Source organism: Paenibacillus sp. G2S3 (assembly GCF_030123105.1).
Lineage (GTDB): Bacteria > Bacillota > Bacilli > Paenibacillales > Paenibacillaceae > Paenibacillus_AQ.
In genome coordinates this window covers 4,960,462-4,978,163 of record NZ_CP126095.1, presented here as the reverse complement: position 1 = coordinate 4,978,163, position 17,702 = coordinate 4,960,462, and the positions used below count along the sequence as shown (strand labels likewise).

The following is a 17,702-nucleotide window of genomic DNA, read 5'->3' as shown; positions in this document are numbered from 1 at the left end:
CTCTGCTTTTTACAATTAAGCATGTATTATAACTAGCGCATGTGAGGGGCCTCATTCATCAAGGAAATCAAAGGCGTTTTAGTTCATCGAAAATGGGTAGCGCTTTCAAAATGCTTCTTAATTAACTCCTTTGATGACTTGATGGACAGATAGGGCTGGAATATCACAAAAGTGCAAGTAGACCTACAAACGGAGGGATGAAATGTTTGGGAAAGCAATGAAAAGAGGATTTTTGTTCTTTGTCATGATCTGCTTGGTAATGGGTAGCGGCGGCCAGTTCGCCAGCAGAGTCTATGCCGATGATACGGTGAATACCTATGAAGCTGAAGCTGATGGAAATGTTCTGAGTGGCAATGCTTCTATTTCTGAACACCCAGCGGCTTCCGGGGGGCAGAAAGTCGGAGGTATGTATCAAGGAAGCACTTTGCAGTTCAATAATGTAGCTGTAAGTGAGACTGGGAATTATAAAATTACAGTGTACTATATCTCTGGCGATTCGCGGCCGTTCAATATCAGTGCCAATGGCGGCGATAAGCAGTTTGAAGAACCACCCAAGACAGTGGACTGGGATACGGTGGGAACTTATGATGTGACACTGCCGCTGAACGCTGGAGTGAATAGCATCCTGATTGATGACAACAACTGGTATTCTCCAGACATCGACAAGATCGTAATCCGTGGACTGGACGACGGCGATCCGGGTGAAGGATCTGGAGGCGACTGGAAGGAGAAGCTGCATGGTGCAATCATAGAAGCCGAAGCGCCTGAAAATATAATAACAGGCAACGCCAAAGTAGCAGACAGCAGCGTTGGCTCCGGTGGTAAAATTGTAAAGGATATGAATAAAAACAGTACTTTACAGTTCACAAATGTCACTGTGCCGGCAGCGGGAACGTATTTGATCCGTATTTCCTATATTTCGGGTGACCAGCGGCCTGTCTATATGCAGGTGAATGATGGACTGGATGAGTTGGTTGATCTGCCGAAGACGGCTAGTTGGGATACGGTAGGAACTTATGATGTAGAAGCCTCCTTGCAGGAAGGGTTGAACACGATCACTTTCTCGGATCATGACTGGTACTCTCCAGATTTGGACCGGATTGAAGTCATTCCGTATACGATCAGTTATGAAGCGGAGTCTCCGGTCAATGATTTAACTGGAGAAGCACGAGTTGGCGATAGCCCGAATGCTTCTGGCGGTCAGAAGGTAGGGTACCTGAATGGAGGTAGTTCTATAACCTTCAACAAGATTACAGCTCCTATGACAGGTGATTACCGAATCAAGGTAGCATATTTTTCAGGAGACCCACGCAGTTTCTATGTTAGCGCCAATGGCGGCGCAGAACAATATTATGAGCTGCCCAAGACGCCGGACTGGGATACAGCTCTCACATATGAGCTTACCCTGCCCCTGAACGAAGGCGAGAATGCAATCAAATTCTCAGATGGCAACTGGTACGCGCCAGATCTGGATCGAATTATTGTAGAACCGGCATTGGGTACAGATCCTAATCCTCCAGTTGAAGAGGATGGTGATCTGGGGACACCAGGGGCTTCAAATAACTACGGAGCCATCACCGTTACCGAATATACTTATGGAACGCTCGTATCGAATGGACAATATGAAGTTTCCTTTAATACCAAGTCTGGATACGCAAGCTACAAGTGGACGGATGGTCAGAAGCTGCAAGGAATCTATAGCAGTATCAAACTCGGCGATAATCTCGTTGAGACTAAAAGCTATGAGAATCATACTAGTACTGGTGCTCCAGTAGAAATTCAGGATGGCTTCGGAAAAGGAGTGGAGCTTACATTTGTTCACACTTCAGCTGGACAGCCAACGCTCAAACAGGTCTACAAGTTTTATGACGATCAGAAGTATTTCTTAACTCGTCTGGATGCCGTTAGTGATACGGCCCTTCAGAGCAATTATATGTCACCTATTACAGTAAAACGTACGGGTGGTGTGGATATCGGAGCCAGTGCAGATAACCGAGTGCTGACCGTTCCTTTTGACAATGATGCTTGGATTCGTTATAAATCTCAATCTATGAACCGTGCGGATACCAGCTATGAAATGACGACTATCTTTAATAACTCGACACGAAGTGGTCTTGTGCTCGGGTCAGTAACTCATGATACGTGGAAGACCGGGATCGACTGGAAAGGTTCTTCTAATCGGCTGAATGAGCTAGCGGTTTATGGCGGAGCAGCAAGTGATGTTACCCGAGATACACAACCTCATGGCATCCTTACAGGCATGGACTTGTCTTCACCGATGATTATGGTAGGAGCATTCAGTGATTACCGCACAGGACTTGAGGAATACGGAAAAGCTAATGCGATCATCACACCTCCACTGTTGCTGAATCCTGAGTTGCCGCAAGGCGTACCGGTTGGCTTCAACAGCTGGGGAGCTTACGAAGGTACACTTTCATATCAAGACGTTGTGGATGTCTCCAATTACTATAAGGAGCACCTAAATGATTTCAATAATAACGGTAATGTATTTATCAATATGGATTCCTATTGGGATAATTTGAATGATAAGCAGCTTGCTGATGCTGTATCAGTAATTAAGGGCAATGGTCAGCATGCAGGTATCTATTGGGCACCCTTTGTATATTGGGGTAACAATATGAGCCAGCCGGTAGAGGGGACCGACAATAAGTATACGTATGGCGATATTGTCCTCAAAGATGCTGAGGGTAAACCGCTGCCGACGCTGGATGGGGCTTTTCCTTTGGATGTGACACATCCAGGTGCTAAGCTGCGCATGAATTATTTTTTGGACAAATTTAAGGATCTGGGCTTTACCTTCATCAAATTGGATTTCTTGACGCACGGTTCGCTTGAGGGACAACATTTCGATCCAACCGTAACGACAGGAATTCAAGCTTATAATGAAGGAATGCGTTATGTAAAAGAACGTTTGGATGGAAAAATGTTCATTAGCGCATCTATTGCGCCAATCTTTCCGAGCCAATATGCACACAGCAGACGCATTTCCTGCGACACCTACGGTAAGATCAATGAAACGGAATACATGCTGAATTCGTTAACTTATGGCTTCTGGCAAAATGGCACGATCTACACCTATACGGATCCCGATCATTTGGCATTGGCCCGTGCTTCCAGCTTAACTGAAGCTCGTAGCCGCATGAACTCTGGCGTTATCGCCGGTACAGTTCTTCTCGGCTCTGATGATGTTAACGATCCAAAGGCACAAGAGTATATGACTGCCTTGTTTAACAACAAGGAGGTTCTCGAATTAGCGTTAAAAGGAAAAGTATTTAAGCCACTTGAAGGAAATACGAATGCAAACGCAGCGGATACTTTTGTGATGAAAGACGGCAACGATTATTATCTGGCTGTATTCAACTACAGCGCCAGTGCTTCTGCAGACAAAACCGTGAATCTTGGTCGCGCCGGACTGGACGCAGCGGAATCGTACACGATGCAAGACCTATGGACGGGAGAGGTTTCGACTATTTCAGGAACACTCGCATTGTCCTTGCAGCCGACTGAATCGATATTGGTAAAATTGACAGCTGCACCTAAGAAAGTAACAGGTGTAACGCTAGATAAGACAGAGCTAACCTTGACCGCTGGTGAAACCAGAAAGCTGACGGCTACGCTTTCTCCAGAAGAGGCGGCGAATAAAGCAGTAAACTGGACTTCGAGCGATACGTCTGTAGCTAACGTAGTGTATGGAACGGTAACGGCTGTAAATGCTGGGAAAACCACAATTACTGTGGAAACAGTAGACGGTGGCTTCAAAGCTACGGCAGAAGTCACAGTCAAAGCGGCCCCCACTGGAGAACCGGGAAATCCTGAAGTGCCTGCGAATCCGGGTAACAACAGCGGTACCCCTGGCAGCATTGTAGGCCAAGAGAATGGAGCAGGAACTCTAATCCTTACACCGGAAATGCTGAAAGTGGATAGTGCGTCTGGTGAAGTGGTCGTGGAGATTAAGGGAGACATACAGCAAATACAATTATCCCCTGATGTAGTTAGCAAGCTGGCGAATCACACGCTGGTTTTGAAGTCCGGTAAGTTCTCCATCAAGGTGCCTGCGGATCTGCTACGACAGCTGCAGAATAAGCTACCGGAAGGTCAGCGGGATGATAGCACGATAACCCTGAAATTAACACCACTGAGCAGCAAAGCTAGTGAGATCATTTCTGCAGCGGCGGGAACTACTCAAGCGCAGGTTAGACTCATGGGTGATATCTATGAGTTCAGTCTGTCGGTGACCACGAAAACTGGCACAACAGAAACGCTTTCTACGTTCGATCAACCCATTACGCTAAGCCTGGCAGTGGGAGAAGGCTTTGATTCCAAGCGTGGAGGCATTTACTATATTGCGGATAACGGTAAGCTGGAATATATCTCAGCGAATTATACTGATGGTGTATTGACAGCACAAGTTAACCACTTCAGTAAATATGCTGTGCTGGAGCTCAAACGGAACTTTATCGATGTGCCAGCCAATCACTGGGCTAGTCCAGCAATCCAAGAGCTGGCGGCGAAGCTGTATGTTCAAGGGACTAGCAAAGACAAGTTTGAACCGAACCGGGCGATTACGCGTGCCGAGTTCACCTCTATGCTCGTTCATTCCCTTGGGTTGACCACAAGGGGAGAGGTTAGCTTTGCTGATGTTACATCGTCTGCTTGGTACGCGGAGTCCATTTCTATCGCTTACAAGGCGGGCATTGTGAGTGGCAGAAGTGCGACTAAGTTCGAGCCAGCTGCACAGATCACCCGTGAAGAAATCACGGTCATGTTAATGAAAGCCTATGAACTGAAGAATGGCGGCGTAATCATTGCTTCGACTGACGTGGCGTTCACCGATATGAAGCAGGTCTCCTCTTGGGCAGCCGCTTCTGTAAAGGGAGCAGCCAGCCTAGGACTGGTTCAAGGTCAAAGTCAAGGTCTGTTTGCACCAAAAGGGATCGCTTCCCGAGCAGAAGCGACCCAAGTGATTTATAACTTGATTATGAAGTAATACATTGCAAATATACAAATGAACGAAGGAGTTAAGCGATCTCTACCTGCTTAGCTCCTTCGTTTTTGGTGTTCACTGAAGCTTTATTAAGTAGCTAGCATCCTAATGATACAGGTTATATCGAGGGGATCGTGGCAACTAGGCTAGGTGAGAGTGATTAGGGAAAATCTCCCTAAAAATAGCCAGAAAATTCCTGGATGCAATGTAATTAGGGAAATCCTCCCTAATAATCGGGCGAATTCTGAATTTACCTCCAAATCAGCAAATAATCAGGGAGGATTTCCCTGATTATCAGTATAATGAGCAAAAATCGCCAAATTTCAGGGAGGATTTCCCTAATTGTTAATCAATATTTCTGATTTCTCAATAAGCTTTAATAAATCCAAACGATCTGTAGCTACCTACGGACCATATTGCGGTTATTCAGATGCGTGGTTCCTCACATTTCCTTTTGCGGCAAACGAATTTGCACAGTGGTTCCTATTCCGAGCCTACTAAACACTGTAACGCCGTAGTGCTCACCAAATCTCAGCTTTATTCGTCGATCTACGTTTGAAATCCCATAACCTCGCCCGGGTTTATCGTCAAGTAAAGTGTGAAGTGTCTCACGACTCATCCCCATGCCATCATCAATTACAGATAGAATAATATCACTATTTTCGACTATGCCTTTGATATGAATATTTAGCGGGCTTTCCTGATTCCACACAGCATGAAGCACCGCATTTTCTACAAAAGGCTGCAAGGCTAGCTTGACTGTAGAGTAAGGTAAGATCGCTTCATCCACATTGTAGGTGATGTTCAGTTGTCCTTTGAATCGGATCAGCTGAATGGCATTGTAGCTTTGCGTCAGCTTCAATTCTTCATTAATAGTTAAGATGCTCTTCCCTTTATTCAGGGAGATGCGATAAAACTTGGCGAGATGAAGCACCAAATCCTGAATGCGAGTATCTTGATGCTTTAGGGCAAGAGACGAAATGGAGCCTAGTGTATTGTACAGAAAATGGGGGTTGATCTGGGCCTGAAGCAGGTCAAGCTCTGCCTCCTTATTCTGTAGCTCCTTCTGATACACTTCGGTGATTAGACTCTTTAAGCGTGTAGTCATTTGCTTGAAGGCAAAATGAAGCTGGCCAATCTCATCATTACCTAAATATTCATCATTCGTAGGGTTGAAGTCACCACGTTCTAGCCGCCGGATCATTCGGATTAACATTCGAATACGCTTGCTAAACATCGATGCAGTAATATAAATCAGCAATAATGCAACGACTATAAAGCTTAAAGAAATTTTGATGATGAGCTCTGACAGTGATTTCGCATCCTGAATGATACTGTCATAAGGGAAGATAGAGACGGTTTTCCATCCATTTGTGAGCGTGTTATAGACGGCGAAAGCCTTTTCCCCTTTATAGGTAGTATCAAATCTGCCAGAAGGCAATTCATCAAAGTTCTGATCAAGCATTTCCGGCAGACTTGTATTTAACAAGTGTTTGTCGGCAGCTGATAAAATAAGGCCCTTGTCATTAAGAATAAAAATATCTTTGCCGCCTGCTTCTTTCTCCATTAAAGAATAGATCACCGATTCGGATATTTCGAAGACCAGAATACCGTAGGGATATTGGTTGCGATTATTGTTCAGTAACCTAGCCAGTGTAAACATTGCGGGATTATCTTGTGACTGTGGTGAGGACAGATGAATAATATTCCCGTGAGACTGCATCAGCTGCTTGTACAGCTCTGTCTCCTTCACTTCGGGTGTAACCGGCTTGATATAGTAATTATCTTTGGGCAGTGATGGATTGTCGGAATAAATGAAAACGCTACCAAAATCGGGATAGGCAGCCATTACTGTGTCTATACGATTGCCAATATATTGATAGACATCCAAATAGGATGGATCATCCTGGTATTCGCTCGTGAGATAAGTGGCCAGTCTATTATCTAAGTAAATAGAAGCGGAAATATGCTCATAGCTGTCCAGCTTGTTCTCCAGGTTCTTGTTGATCTGGGCCGTCGAATTCATCATGTTGATGTAGATTTGATCGGTCAGCTTTGATTTTGTAAGTTCGAATGAAAAATAGACAAATAGCATCATTGGAAGAATGGTGACCAGAACGAACACGAGGAACAGCTTGGAGCGAAAGCTAAGGTCAATAAAAGGCATATAAATATACTTTTTGTAAAAATGACGCATCGTAGAAGTCCCTTCTTTACTGTAAATTCACGGAAAGCCAAGTTTATCATATCAGACTGAATATCGAAATCCAATGCTCGAATGTTCCGAAACTCCTTTAAAAAGCGCTATCATTCGGAGGATTGAAGTATAGAAAGGAGCCCTATGCGGACTTAAGATAAATAGGAGAGAAGTTGAATCGAGATGTAGCTCGATATGCTGCACTAAATAAAAAGGGAGGGTATTTGATGCATAAAGCAAGCGCTATCAAAACAGTCAGGGGCAATAATTTTTGGTACAGATTAAAAGAGCAGAAATGGTTATTTTTGCTGATGCTCCCTGCCATAATTGCGACATTGCTATTTTCCTATGGACCTATGTTTGGTATGTATATGGCATTTACAAACTATCAACCGGGTGGAGGAACATTTTTTCAACAATTTTTCCATGCTGACTTTGTTGGCTTTAAGTGGTTTGAATATTTCTTCACAACAGGAGACTTCTACCGTGTAATGCGTAATACGCTTGCGACAAGCCTCTTGACCTTGTTATTCGGGTTTCCTGCGCCGATCATACTCGCGCTTGTGCTGAATGAAGCAAAACAGGGATTTTTCAAACGCTTTACGCAGACGGTTTCTTATCTACCGCATTTTATCTCATGGGTTATCGCCGCTAACATTGTAATTACGCTGCTAGCTTCCGATGGGATGTTCAACAATCTTCTAGTAACGCTCGGCATTGTTAATGAACCAGTAGCTTTTCTACAAAACGGACCTTTATTCTGGTGGATTATCGCCTTGTCTAATATGTGGAAAGAAATGGGCTTTAGCGCCATTATGTACCTAGCTGCAATATCCGCTATTAACCCGGAGCTTTACGAAGCCGCAAGAGTAGATGGAGCCAGCAGATTCAAGCAAATGTTGAATATTACGTTACCTGCCTTACGTCCAACGATCGTTATATTGGCCATCCTTGCAGTCGGTGGTATTTTGAATGCTGGTTTTGAACAACAATATTTGTTGCAAAATAATACCGTGCTTGAATACTCGGAAGTTATCGATATTTATGCATACAAATACGGGTTACAAAACAGCATGTTCTCTTACGGGGCTGCCGTGGGGGTATTTAAATCCGTGATTGCCTTCATTCTTGTTGTAATTGTAAATCGAATTTCTAGAAAAGTGAACGACCAGGCGTTGTTCTAAATAACAAAATGGAGAGGAGCGCTTGAGATGCTTTTGAATAGATACGGAGATCATATCTTTAAGTTTTTTGTATATTTGATTCTTGTCCTTGTGTTGCTAGTTACCTTCTTACCTTTTTGGAATATTCTCGTTCTTTCATTAAATGCTGCTGAGGACACTGTTCGAGGTGGCGTCTACTTTTGGCCAAGAGATATCACCTTTGATAGCTACAACCAAATTTTAAAAGATACCGAAATTATGAATGGGATATGGGTAACGGTTAAACGGACCGTAATTGGTGCACCATTGTCGGTTCTTGTGATTACGATGCTTGCTTATCCGCTAAGCCGGCGGAATTTGATGGGCCGCAAGGGCTGGAACCTTTACTTTGTCTTCACGATGTATTTCGGGGGCGGGCTGATTCCTTATTACATGGTGCTTAAAGCCCTGAATATGATCGACACTTTCTCTGTTTTTATTCTGCCAGGCTTGATGAATGTCTTCTATATGATTATTGTCCGTACCTTTATGGAGGGATTACCTGGTGAGATTGAGGAGTCAGCGAAAGTAGATGGAGCGAACGACTTAATGATTTTCTTCCGGATCGTGCTGCCGTTAACAACACCAGTACTCGCGACAGTGGGCCTCTTTCAGGCAATATCGCATTGGAACGCGTGGTTTGACTCCTATGCATTTACCTACAGCTCGGACCTGAAGACCTTGCAAGCTGTGCTTGTAAAAATACTGAGTCAATTCCAGACCGGAGGTATGGTCTCGCAATCGCAAATGCTGGCTAACTCCGCCAAACGGAATGCTGTTTCAAGCGATACGATCCGGATGGCAGCGACGATGGTTGCAACATTGCCTATCGTTCTAGTATATCCGTTCCTGCAAAAGTATTTTGTTAAGGGTATGACTTTGGGAGCTGTTAAGAGTTAATATGATTAAATAACCGAACGCCAGCCGGAGAGGAGTTGTCCAGCTGGCGGCCCTGAAGGGGGGTGAGCGGATAGACTTGCTTGGTTAGAATTGTAAAGTAATTTACTTAATGGGAGGAATTAGGGTGTCTATGATAAAGAAAAGCAAATGGTTGAGTGTAAGTATGACTGCCGCATTATCCGTTGGTTTATTAGCGGGCTGCTCCTCTAATGACGGAAAAGACAATACAAATAACGCGGCTGGAGACAATACAAAACAAGAGCCGATTACACTTACATGGTTTGATTCAAATACTAAGGGAGAGCCTTTTACCGATGCAGTCGCTCAGGAAATCACAAAAAAGACTGGCATTGAGATCTCTATTCAGCAACCAACAGGAAATCCGACAGAGAAGCTAAGCTTGATGCTTGCCAGTGGAGACTATCCGGATGTAGTCGTGATGAGCCGTGGGGATGCTTCCCTCGATAAGTACATTACAAGCGGTGCGTTCGTTCCACTCGATGAGTTGATTGAGAAGAATGGCTCTGATATCAAGGAAATGTATGGTGACACACTGACCAAGACTCGTTATAAAGACGGAAAGAACTATTACTTGGCAAACTGGTACGGACTAGATAGTGATCCAGTCTTCGGGATGCTGATGAGAAAAAATCTGCTTGCAGATCTGGCTCCAGACAAAGCAGATGGCACAACACCGCTCACAACAGATGAGTTAGAAGCCATTCTGAAGGATTTTAAAGCAAAAAATAAGACGATTGATGGAAAAGAATCCATTCCAATGACCATGAACGGCGAGAATATGGGCGCTAACCTTGGAACGTTCAAAGGTATGTGGGGTCTGAAAACCTACTATGATAACAATGGAACATTACAATATGATGTTAAAGATCCAAAGTATCGTGAAATGCTGCTCTATGTGAATAAATTATACAGAGAAGGTCTGGTTGAGAAGGAATTTGCCATTAGCAAAACACAAACTTGGGTTCAAAAGCTGGCTACCGGCGCAGTATTCTCCACACCAGGCGCTTATTGGGATCCAGGTAACGGGAATGGAACTTTGAAGAAGGATGGCGGAGAAGATAATCAACTCTTCCCTTACAAGGTTGTTGCCCCAGGTGTAGACCCTGCCCAAACGACATTTGGACCAAGAAGCTCGCTTGGATGGGATGCCATCGCTATTACTAAGAATAACAAGCACCCTGAAGAAACAATGAAGCTGTTCAATTTCTTGGCAAGTGATGAAGGACAGCATTTACTGCTGTGGGGCCAAGAAGGCGTTCAATACACCATGGTGGATGGCAAGAGACAACCGGACCCTGCATTCTTGGATAGCTTCAAGGAAAACTGGGACGACACAGTGAAAAAGAGCGGTGTCCGTAAATGGTTGTGGTTTATCAAGAATGGTCTGGATGCAAATGAACAGCCTTACGATATGGCGGTTAAATATCAACGCAGTGAAGTAGATCAAATGGCGATTAAGAGTCTTGGAGATTCCGTATGGGATACTGCGGAATATGACAATCTCAGTCCTGACGGCGGAACACCTGAAGCACTGACTGCTCAGAAGGTAAAAGATATTATGGATCAAAGCATTACGAGAGTGATTATTGCTTCAACTGAAGCCGATGCCAATTCCACATTCGACAAGATGCTTGCGGATATGAAAAAAGCTGGGGATGAAAAAGTAGAAGAAATCTTCAACCAGAAGTACGCTGAACGTATGGAATTGTGGAATTCAAAATAATTATTGTAAGGGCTTCCTCTCTGCATTCAGGCAGAGGGGGAGCCTTTTTCTATGTTTTCAAATAATAATTAAACTAGTCTATTAGCATGTGTATTTTTGCGGAAATCTAGCGGGGCCTGGTGATAGTACTTTTTGAATTGATGATAGAAATGGCTTACATTGTCAAAGCCGGACTCCAGAGCAATTTCGACCACACGTAGTTCAGTAGTAAGTAGCAGATTACGTGCCACGTTGAGCCTAAGTTGATTGATATATTCTGTCGGTGTCTGGTTCAGGTACTGGCGGAAGGCCCGGTTGACATGACCGGCGCTTCTGCCCGACAACTCGTACAGGGCATGAAGACCTTTGTTTAAGTTTTCTTTTAGATGCATCTTGGAAACGGCATGTTCAAGCCACAGTGGGAATTCTGGCTGCTCGATGGTTTGTGGAGAGAAAAAATGCTGGGTAAGTGTATCTACGAGTATTCCTTTCAGATAAATTCTGGACTTTACTTTGTCTAAGGTAGAGAGCATTCTGATGCGTTCGAAAGAACGAATGAAATCATCCATCTCCAGTTGAGATAACATGGCGATTCTAGGGAGCGGAGTATTTAATAGCCCTTGCAGGAATTCTTCTTCATTCAGGTAGCTAAAGGCATCATTAATGAGACTTTTTCGGCAGGGAATGTTCAGAAAGCGGCAATCGCTATCCCCGTCAGCTTCATAGCGATGGGTATCATTGGGCCGGATGAAGACAAGGCAGCCAGATTGAAGAAGCTGGGTAGCCCCGTTGACGATATGCCGGCATCGACCTTCAGTGAGTATGAAAAATTCATAAAAATCATGCGTATGTTCTGGGGATACCTGACTCAGAGATTCTACCCAGAAGGGATCAGCTAGCAATTCGGGGTTAATATGGCTTGCCTCGGTGTATTTGATCATGTTTTTCCTCCAGTGTTATTGATGTTAAAATAGCACACTATTTTTGCGAAAACAATAGAAGATATGTATACATATTATTGTTAAGATTTTAAAACAAGAAGTCAAAATAGCACATTTGTGGAGGCGAAAATATGCAACTTGTCAATCTAAACGGAAAATGGGAAATGAAACGGCTTCATGAACCGAAATGGCTGGAAGCCAGTGTGCCAGGCTCCGTCTACCATGATTTATTGAATGCTGGTGAAATGCCAGATCCGTTCTACCGCGAGCAGGAGTATGAGGTTCTGGAACTGTCCAATTACGATTACGAATATAAGCGTAGTTTTCAGCTGGAAGCAGGCGTACTAGAACATGATCGAGTATTTCTGCTGTGTGAAGGGTTGGATACGCTTTGTGAGCTTTACCTGAACGGAACTAATATTCTGAACAGTGACAATATGCACCGGACGTATGAAGTGGATATCAAGTCTGTATTGACGCCTGGTGATAATACTATCCACGCCATTTTTCGCTCCCCAGTAGAATTCACTATACGGAAGCAAGCAGAATTGCCGCTCAGTGGATGTGCTGATGCGGTAGAGGGGATATCGCATCTGCGCAAAGCACACTCCATGTTCGGCTGGGACTGGGGTCCAAAGTTACCCGATCTAGGAATCTGGCGTAGTCTCTCTATTCAGGGCTACAACAGTGCTCGCCTTGATGATGTTTATATTACTCAATTCCATGAGAAGGATAAGGTCATGCTGGATGTTCGAGTTAGAACAGAGAGCTGGCAAGCGGCTGATCGAGAAATTGTGGTTAAAGTTCACACACCAGCGGGTCTGTGCATGGAGCATCGTGTGTCTGAAATGATTGGGACGGATCATCATATTGCACTGGAAATTATGGAGCCAGAGCTGTGGTGGCCGAATAATCTCGGTGCTCAGCCACTGTATAACGTAGAGGTTGTAATTCAGGAAAAGGCGCAGGAGTTAGATCGTAGAGAATTGCGGATTGGACTTAGAACCATTACTGTGAAGCAGGAAGAAGATCAGTGGGGAGAATCGTTTGCTTTTGAAGTCAACGGTGTGCTTATTTTCTCTACAGGTGCCGACTATATTCTGGAAGACAATCTTCTACCTCGCGTGACTAGGGATCGCACGGATCGCTTGCTCCAAAGCTGTGTCGCTGCCAATTTCAATACGATTCGCGTATGGGGTGGCGGGTATTATCCGGATGACTATTTCTATGATCTCTGCGATGAATATGGCCTCATCGTCTGGCAGGATCATCTGTATGCCTGCGGTATTTATGCTCTGACGGAAGCCTTCGAGGAGAATATCACTCACGAGACCATCGATAACATGAAACGTCTTCGCCATCATGCTTCGCTAGGCTTGTGGTGCGGCAACAACGAGCAGGAGCTGGCTTGGGACGAATGGGACTGGGAGAAGCATTACTCACTGCAGCTTAAGGCAGATTATATTAAGCAATATGAGGTGCTTCTACCGGCAATCGCTAAAGAAATTGATCCGAATACCTTCTATTGGCGTGCTTCACCCTCCTCCAAGGGTAGCTTTGACAAGCCGAATGACGAGAATTACGGAGATATGCATTACTGGGGGGTCTGGCATGGGAAGGAACCGTTTACCGATTACCGGAAGCTATATCCGCGCTATATGTCTGAATTCGGATTGCAGTCTTTTCCGGGCTTGAAGACTATCGAATCGTTCACGCTTCCGGAGGATCGCAATATCTTCTCTTATGTGATGGAGTCTCATCAGAAGAACAATACCGGGAATGAGAAAATTCTCTACTATATCGGGGAGACCTACAAATATCCGAAAGATTTCGAGTCTGTTCTATATGCCTCGCAGTTGATCCAAGCAGAAGGGATGCGCTGCGGCGTTGAGCACTGGCGCAGACATAGAGGGCGCTGTATGGGTGCATTGTATTGGCAGTTGAACGACTGCTGGCCGGTAGCTTCTTGGTCTAGTATCGACTATTATGGCCGGTGGAAGGCCATGCATTATGCGGCTAAACATTTCTTCGCGCCGATTCTTGTTTCTGCCCATGACGAAGGAACGAAGGTCTCCCTTCATGTCTCTAACGAAAGCAGAGAACAAGTTATTGGTGAACTGAGTTGGAGACTGCTCACTCGGGCATCGGAGGTCTTGCTGGAAGGTACAAAGCCAGTGGAGATTGCCGCGTTAAGCACTGATGAGTTCGAGCAGCTTGATTTCGGCCGCATCCTGGATACGAAAGGGAAGAAACGTGAGACTTATCTGGAGTATTCTTTTGAGGTAGATGGCGAGACGAAGAGCGGTGGAACGGTCCTGTTTGTTAAGCCGAAGCATTTTAGCTTCGTTGACCCTGAGCTTGAAGCGGTACTTACCGAGGAAGAAGAGCAATTCGTCATTTCTGTGAAGGCTAAGGCTTATGCTCGTTTTGTCGGCCTAGACTTCAAGGCAAGAGATGCCATCTTCAGCGACAACTATTTTGATATGTCGGGTGGCACAACTAGGACCATTACAATTGCTAAAAAAGATCTCGATAAGCCAGCTACGGCGGAAGAACTTCGTGCACAGCTTACTGTACGCTCTGTTTTTGATATTTAAATAGGAAGATTCACAGGAAGTAGGCCCTTAACCTGGGGCCTCTTTTTTATGTATTTTTTTTACTATAGCTGCTAATAATCATTTATTGTTTTGCAATGCTTAATAACATGAAGTTGATTTTTTTATAGATCAATATTTTACTATTCAAGGTATAGATATTAAGATTGTATCCCCTTCCAATTATCTTTAAAATAGACTTCAAACAACAAGATAAATTAAGCCAGTTATATTACAACAAGATCTGATAAGAAGAGTAGGAGGATATTATGAGTATTTATTATGATGACAGCCGCAAGGTTTTTCATTTACAGTCTGAGCAATCCAGCTACGTTATTGAAGTCGTTAGAGGTGAGCTTCCAGCGCATGTCTATTGGGGTCCTAAATTAGAAGGAATAGTACAACCGCTGAATTTAGTGGAACGTTGCTCCTTTAGCCCGACCTATACGATGGAGGACAAGAGAATCTCCCTTGACACTATTCCAAGTGAATTTCCGTCTTATGGGAATGGTGACTTCCGGGAACCAGCGCTTGAGGTTCAATTGGTAGATGGTACGACCGTTACGGATTTCCTGTATAAGAGCTATAAGCTCAATAAAGGAAAGCCTGAATTAACGGGACTGCCATCCACTTATGTTGAAAGTGAAGAAGAAGCAGAGACACTGGAACTTTTTCTTCAGGATGACAAAAGCGGACTGATTGCTGTATTGAGCTACACCGTGTTTAATAATCAAGATGTGATCACACGTTCTGTACGGATTGAGAATCAAGGTAATGACAATGTGGTGCTGAAGCGTGTGTTAAGCGCAAATGTTGACTTCCATGATTCTGATTATGACATGCTGCAATTATCTGGTACTTGGACGAGAGAACGTCATATTCACAAAAGACCACTCGTACCTGGTATCCAACGAATTGACAGTAAGCGCGGCGCTAGTAGCTCCCAGCAGAATCCGTTTATGGCCTTGCTTGCAAAAGATGCAACAGAGGATCACGGTGAAGTATACGGGTTCAGCCTTGTGTATAGCGGAAGCTTTCTTGCGCAAGCGGAAGTGGATCAATACGGCATTTCCAGAGTGGGCATCGGCATTCAACCTTTTAATTTTCAATGGTTGCTTGAACCGGGAGAATCCTTCCAGGCTCCTGAAGCTGTGCTGGTAAGATCCAGTCAAGGACTTGGTGGATTATCAAGAACATATCACCGTCTGTACCGGACCCGTTTATGCAGAGGCGAGTTTCGTGATCGGAAGCGCCCTATTCTCATCAACAACTGGGAAGCGACCTATTTTAATTTCAACGCAGATAAAATCAAAGAAATTGCTCAAGCAGGCAAAGACCTTGGCCTTGAACTGTTTGTTCTGGATGACGGCTGGTTTGGGAAGCGAGACAATGATGATAGCTCACTCGGAGATTGGGTAGAGGATCGCCGCAAGCTTCCAGAGGGTCTCGGAAAACTCGGGGAAGACATTACGGCAATGGGCATGGAATTCGGATTATGGTTCGAACCGGAAATGGTATCGCCAGAAAGCGATCTTTATCGTAAGCATCCGGACTGGTGTCTTCATGTACCAGGGCACAAAAGAACGTTAGCTCGCCAGCAGCTTGTTCTGGATCTATCCCGTAAGGATGTATGTGATTATATTGTAGAATCGGTTAGCTCCGTGCTGTCATCGGCTCCGATTACTTATGTGAAATGGGATATGAACCGGAATATGACGGAGATTGGATCTGCTCTTCTGCCAGCGGAACGTCAACGCGAAACGGCTCACCGTTATATTCTTGGGCTGTATGATGTGCTGGAACGTATCGTCACCCGATTCCCACATATTCTATTCGAGAGCTGCTCCGGCGGTGGTGGACGCTTTGATCCAGGAATGCTGCACTATATGCCACAGACCTGGACTAGCGATGATACAGATGCCGTTGAAAGATTGAAGATTCAATATGGAACAAGTATTGTGTATCCTTCAAGTTCTATGTGTGCTCACGTATCGGCTGTTCCTAACCATCAGGTGCACCGTATCACGCCTTTGGAAACACGTGGTCATGTCGCGATGTCTGGTAGCTTCGGCTACGAACTAGATATGACCAAGCTCACTGAAGCTGAACGCGAAGATATCCGCAAGCAGGTTTCTGAGTACAAAGAACTGAGAATGCTGATTCAGTTCGGTGATTTCTATCGACTGCTTAGTCCATTTGAGGGGAATCAGACTGCGTGGATGTTTGTTTCGGATGATAAAAAAGAAGCTTTTGCCACGTATTTCAGAGTTCTGGCCGAGCCTAATGCACCTCTCCGCAGATTGCGGTTGAAAGGACTCGACCCAGCTAAAAACTACAAACTTGAGCTTAACGGTGAAGTATACAGAGGGGATGAGCTGATGCACTTCGGACTCTCCCTTCCACAGCTTGAGGGCGATTTCAAGAGTTTACTCATTGTACTTAAAGAAGTTTAATAAAAGAGGGAGGTAGTCCCACAAGCCATTGGCTTTGGGATACCCTCCCTTTTTTTGAGTTTTCGTTGCGCGTCCGAAGTTGCTCACGAATAGGGTGAGTCCCAGCGGGAGATGGCGGCTGAATGGGTGCGCCAGCAAGATACTAACTTAGTCGCCGCTATCAGACTCAGATGCCGCTATCGGACTCAGCCGCCGCTATCGGACTCAGATGCCGCATCGGACTCAGATGCCGCTAAACGCGACATTTTCACACATTTGGAGTTTTGTCGGACCGCATAGTCGCTATTGTCACGAAAACCACCCCATATGAGTCACTTTCGAGGGAATAGCTGCACTGGAGTCCGAAACTAAGCTTAAAAGGACGAAAAGTGGCAAATAGCGTCATTTGGGTCCAGAAGCCAGAGGGGGTGGTTATGACTCGGACTCAGATGCCCCTAAACGCAGTATTTTCACACATTTGGGGTTTTGTCGGACCGCATGGTCGCTATTGGCACGAAAACCACCCCATATGAGTCACTTTCGAGGGAATAGCTGCACTGGAGTCCGAAACTAAGCTTAAAAGGACGAAAAGTGGCAAATAGCGTCATTTGGGTCCGGAAGCCAGAGGGGGTGGTTATGAGTCGGACTCAGATGCCGCTAAACGCGACATTTTCACACATTTGGAGTTTTGTCGGACAGCATAGTCGC

At 44.9% G+C, this 17,702-nt stretch carries 8 protein-coding genes and 1 pseudogene; 6 read left to right on the top strand and 3 right to left on the bottom strand.

Translation table 11 applies throughout. The features are described 5' to 3' along the window. Nucleotides 1-202 precede the first annotated feature (202 nt). Nucleotides 203-5,008: an S-layer homology domain-containing protein gene (locus QNH28_RS21915; protein WP_283908543.1), complete on the top strand. Its 4,806-nt coding sequence runs from the start codon at nucleotides 203-205 to the stop codon at nucleotides 5,006-5,008. Nucleotides 5,009-5,447: 439 nt separating this feature from the next. Here QNH28_RS21915 and QNH28_RS21910 read toward each other — a convergent pair whose 3' ends face one another. Further along, nucleotides 5,448-7,202, bottom strand: coding sequence for a cache domain-containing sensor histidine kinase (locus QNH28_RS21910; RefSeq protein ID WP_283908542.1), 1,755 nt, complete (start codon nucleotides 7,200-7,202; stop codon nucleotides 5,448-5,450). Between the two features lie 227 nt (nucleotides 7,203-7,429). On the opposite strand from QNH28_RS21910, the gene QNH28_RS21905 reads away from it, so the two are divergent. The 3 genes from QNH28_RS21905 (at nucleotide 7,430) to QNH28_RS21895 (ending at nucleotide 11,048) form a co-directional block, all read left to right on the top strand. Beyond that, nucleotides 7,430-8,386, top strand: coding sequence for an ABC transporter permease (locus QNH28_RS21905; protein ID WP_283908541.1), 957 nt, complete (start codon nucleotides 7,430-7,432; stop codon nucleotides 8,384-8,386). 27 nt (nucleotides 8,387-8,413) lie between these two features. Further along, on the top strand, nucleotides 8,414-9,304 hold the full coding sequence (locus tag QNH28_RS21900; RefSeq protein ID WP_283908540.1) for a carbohydrate ABC transporter permease: 891 nt from the start codon (nucleotides 8,414-8,416) through the stop codon (nucleotides 9,302-9,304). 130 nt (nucleotides 9,305-9,434) lie between these two features. Continuing rightward, nucleotides 9,435-11,048, top strand: coding sequence for an extracellular solute-binding protein (locus QNH28_RS21895; protein WP_283912228.1), 1,614 nt, complete (start codon nucleotides 9,435-9,437; stop codon nucleotides 11,046-11,048). 68 nt (nucleotides 11,049-11,116) lie between these two features. Here the strand turns inward: QNH28_RS21895 and QNH28_RS21890 are convergent, their stop codons facing one another. Beyond that, nucleotides 11,117-11,614: a helix-turn-helix domain-containing protein gene (locus QNH28_RS21890; protein WP_283908539.1), complete on the bottom strand. Its 498-nt coding sequence runs from the start codon at nucleotides 11,612-11,614 to the stop codon at nucleotides 11,117-11,119. A gap of 120 nt (nucleotides 11,615-11,734) precedes the next feature. Next, a pseudogene (locus QNH28_RS29755) lies at nucleotides 11,735-11,968 on the bottom strand (cupin domain-containing protein); the annotation flags it as partial. A gap of 131 nt (nucleotides 11,969-12,099) precedes the next feature. Between QNH28_RS29755 and QNH28_RS21880 the strand changes: the two are divergent. Continuing rightward, nucleotides 12,100-14,565: a beta-mannosidase gene (locus QNH28_RS21880; protein ID WP_283908537.1), complete on the top strand. Its 2,466-nt coding sequence runs from the start codon at nucleotides 12,100-12,102 to the stop codon at nucleotides 14,563-14,565. Nucleotides 14,566-14,831: 266 nt separating this feature from the next. Beyond that, nucleotides 14,832-17,015 (top strand): alpha-galactosidase, encoded by a 2,184-nt coding sequence (locus QNH28_RS21875; RefSeq protein WP_283908536.1) that lies wholly within the window; start codon nucleotides 14,832-14,834, stop codon nucleotides 17,013-17,015. Nucleotides 17,016-17,702 lie beyond the last annotated feature (687 nt).

What these genes read in the sequence shown, in the direction of transcription:
- QNH28_RS21875 (WP_283908536.1), top strand. Translation starts at nt 14,832, where the DNA reads ATGAGTATTTATTATGATGACAGCCGCAAGGTTTTTCATTTACAGTCT.
- QNH28_RS21895 (WP_283912228.1), top strand. Translation starts at nt 9,435, where the DNA reads ATGATAAAGAAAAGCAAATGGTTGAGTGTAAGTATGACTGCCGCATTA.
- QNH28_RS21905 (WP_283908541.1), top strand. Translation starts at nt 7,430, where the DNA reads ATGCATAAAGCAAGCGCTATCAAAACAGTCAGGGGCAATAATTTTTGG.
- QNH28_RS21890 (WP_283908539.1), bottom strand. Translation starts at nt 11,614, where the DNA reads ATGTTATCTCAACTGGAGATGGATGATTTCATTCGTTCTTTCGAACGC.
- QNH28_RS21880 (WP_283908537.1), top strand. Translation starts at nt 12,100, where the DNA reads ATGCAACTTGTCAATCTAAACGGAAAATGGGAAATGAAACGGCTTCAT.
- QNH28_RS21910 (WP_283908542.1), bottom strand. Translation starts at nt 7,202, where the DNA reads ATGCGTCATTTTTACAAAAAGTATATTTATATGCCTTTTATTGACCTT.
- QNH28_RS21900 (WP_283908540.1), top strand. Translation starts at nt 8,414, where the DNA reads ATGCTTTTGAATAGATACGGAGATCATATCTTTAAGTTTTTTGTATAT.
- QNH28_RS21915 (WP_283908543.1), top strand. Translation starts at nt 203, where the DNA reads ATGTTTGGGAAAGCAATGAAAAGAGGATTTTTGTTCTTTGTCATGATC.